Genomic DNA, 3,171 nt, shown 5'->3' with positions numbered 1-3,171 from the left:
CGGGAATCCTCCGGCTCCAGGGGAATCGGGGAGCCGCGCAGCGCCGCGCCGGCCGTCCGCGGCAGCGTCAGCCGGAACTGCGACCCGCCGCCGGGCTCGCCCCACGCCTGCAACCAGCCGCCGTGCAGCCGGGCGTCCTCGACCGCGATGGACAGCCCCAGGCCCGTACCGCCCGTCGTCCGGGCACGTGCCGGGTCGGCGCGCCAGAAACGGTCGAAGACACGGGTCGCCTCGCCGGGCTTGAGGCCCACGCCGTAGTCCCGTACCGCGACCGCCACCGCGCCGCTGCCGGGGTCGCCCGCGGACGCCAGCCGGACCACCACATCGCGGCCCTCGCCGTGCTCCACGGCGTTGACGACGAGGTTCCGCAGCACCCGCTCCACCCGCCGGGCGTCCGCCTCCGCGATCACCGGCTGCTCGGCGCCGCGCACCAGGATGCGGCTGCCCTTGCGTTCCGCCAGCGGCTCGGCGCCCTCGATGACGCGGTGCACGACATCGCGCAGATCGATCGGCTCGGCCTCCAGCGCGGCGGCCCCCGCGTCGAACCGGCTGATCTCCAGCAGCTCGGCGAGCAGCGCCTCGAACCGGTCGAGCTGGCCGCGCAGCAGCTCAGCGGAGCGCGCGGTGGCCGGATCGAAGTCCTCCCGCGCCTCGTGGATGACGTCCGCCGCCATCCGCACCGTCGTCAGGGGCGTCCGCAGCTCGTGCGAGACGTCCGAGACGAAACGGCGCTGCATCCGCGACAGCTCCTCCAACTGCTGGATCTTGAGCTGGAGGTTCTGCGCCATCTTGTTGAAGGATTCACCGAGACGAGCGATGTCGTCCTCGCCGGTGACCTTCATCCGTTCCTGGAGGAGACCGGCGGCCAGCCGCTCGGAGATCCGCGCGGCCATCCGTACGGGCGTCACGACCTGGCGGACGACGAGCCAGGCGATCGCGCCGAGCAGGATCACCACGAACACGCCGGCCGTCGCCAGCGTCCCCGTCACCAGCTTCAGCGACTCCGCCTCCTGCGTGAACGGGAAGAGGTAGTACAACTGGTACTGGTTGCCGTTCACGTCGTTGAGGCGCTTGCCGATGACGATCGCCGGCACGGCCTCGTCGGACCCGATGTGCCTGATCGGCGTGTACCGGCGGAACGTGCCGGCCTTGGCGTCCAGCTTGTGGCGCAGCTCGGGGGGCACACTGCGCTCGGGGTCGATGTCCCCGGAGGCGCGGGGGCCGCGGGTGCCGCGGCTGTCGTCGCCGAACGGCTCCTCGGTGTCGGAGCTGAGCGCGACGATGTAGTAGACGCCCTGGCCACCGCTGGCGAGCTGTTCGACCAGGCCGGTCAGCCAGGTCGCGGAGTCCTGGCTGCCGCGGTTCCCGGTCCGCCCGGTTTCCTCACCCGTCTCCCCGGCGTTGTCGGCCAGCTTCTGCGCCACGCCGAAGCCGCCCACGGCCTGGCTCTGCGCGGCCTGTGCCTTCGCGGTGAGCAGGCCGTTACGGACCTGCCCGACCACCACGACACCCAGCAGCAGTACCACGACCAGCGACATCAACAGGGTGGTGGCGACCACCCTGAGCTGGATGTTGCGCCGCCACAGCCGCACGGCGGGCAGCAGCGGCCGCCGCACCCAGCGGCTGAACAGCCGCAGCAGCGGGTGCACCGGGCCGCTCACCGCACCGTCGGGCAGCAACTGCCCGCCGCGCAGCAACCTGGCCGACAGCCTCCGGGAGAAGGACGTCCCGCTCGCCGGGCCGGCGGTGCGTCCCCGCGAGTTCTCCGGGGGCGAACCGTCCCGGCTCATGTCAGTTGGGCCCGGCCTTGTAGCCGACCCCGCGCACGGTCACCACGATCTCCGGGCGCTCGGGGTCCTTCTCGACCTTGGAGCGCAGCCGCTGCACATGGACGTTGACTAGACGGGTGTCGGCCGCGTGACGGTAACCCCAGACCTGCTCCAGCAGCACCTCACGGGTGAACACCTGCCACGGCTTGCGCGCCAGCGCCACCAGCAGGTCGAACTCCAGCGGCGTCAGCGCGATCGACTGCCCCTCGCGCTTCACGGAGTGGCCCGCCACATCGATGACGAGGTCACCGATGGCCAGCTGCTCGGGCGCCGGCTCCTCCGAGCGCCGCAGCCGCGCCCGGATCCGGGCGACCAGTTCCTTGGGCTTGAACGGCTTGACGATGTAGTCGTCCGCGCCCGATTCGAGCCCGACGACCACATCCACCGTGTCGCTCTTGGCGGTCAGCATCACGATCGGCACCCCGGACTCGGCCCGGATCAGCCGGCACACCTCGATACCGTCCCGTCCGGGCAGCATGAGATCGAGGAGGACCAGGTCGGGCTTGGTCTCGCGGAAGGCTGCGAGCGCCTTGTCACCGTCCGACACGAACGACGGTTCAAAGCCTTCGCCGCGCAGCACGATGCCGAGCATCTCTGCCAGTGCGGTGTCGTCGTCGACGACCAGGACGCGTCCCTTCATTCGGCCATCATCCCATTACCTGATCGTGACGTACTCCATCGTGAGGCGGAACACAGCTCCGCGAGCCCGTCCCGGGTGACCGGCGACACCACTCCCGCCTCGGTCACGATGGCCGTGACCAGCTCTGCGGGGGTGACGTCGAACGCCGGGTTGTAGCCCTCCGCGCCGGACGGCGCCACGGGAATCCCGCCACCCGCACCGGCCCCCTGGACCGACGGCAACGAGAACTCCGTCACCTCACGCCCCGGCCGTTGCTCCACCACGATGTCCGCACCCTCCGCGGTCTCCAGGTCGACCGTACTGGTCGGCGCCACCACGATGAACGGAACACGGTGGTACCGGGCCAGCACCGCCAGCGGATAGCTGCCCACCTTGTTGGCGACCGCCCCGTCCGCCGCGATCCGGTCCGCGCCGATCAGCACCGCGTCCACCTCCCCCGCGGCGAACAGCGAACCCGCCGCCCCGTCGGCCAGCACGGTGTACGCCATGCCCGCCCGCGCCGCCTCGTAGGCGGTCAGCCGCGCCCCCTGCAACAGGGGGCGCGTCTCGTCCACCCACAGCCGGCGCAGGTCACCGGCACGGTGCGCCGCCAGCGCCACCGCGAGGGCGGTCCCCTCGCCACCGGACACCAGCGCCCCCGTGTTGCAGTGCGTGAGGACGCGGTGCCCGCCGCCCGGCCGCAGCCGGTCCAGCAGGGCCCGG

General features: G+C 71.9%; 3 protein-coding genes. All 3 read right to left on the bottom strand.

The window, feature by feature from the left end; genetic code table 11:
- The coding region (gene mtrB / locus AC51EU_RS28930) for an MtrAB system histidine kinase MtrB (protein WP_496270053.1) at nucleotides 1-1,790 on the bottom strand (1,790 nt) is incomplete at its 3' end.
- Nucleotide 1,791: 1 nt separating this feature from the next.
- Nucleotides 1,792-2,469, bottom strand: coding sequence for a two-component system response regulator MtrA (gene mtrA, locus AC51EU_RS28925; protein ID WP_496270052.1), 678 nt, complete (start codon nucleotides 2,467-2,469; stop codon nucleotides 1,792-1,794).
- Nucleotides 2,466-3,171, bottom strand: a 706-nt coding sequence (locus AC51EU_RS28920) for an S-methyl-5-thioribose-1-phosphate isomerase (RefSeq protein ID WP_496270051.1), incomplete at its 5' end; no start/stop codon positions are given. The genes mtrA and AC51EU_RS28920, both read right to left, overlap by 4 nt.

It is taken from the genome of Candidatus Streptomyces philanthi (genome assembly GCF_059553635.1).
This window is presented reverse-complemented; position numbering and strand designations above follow the sequence as displayed.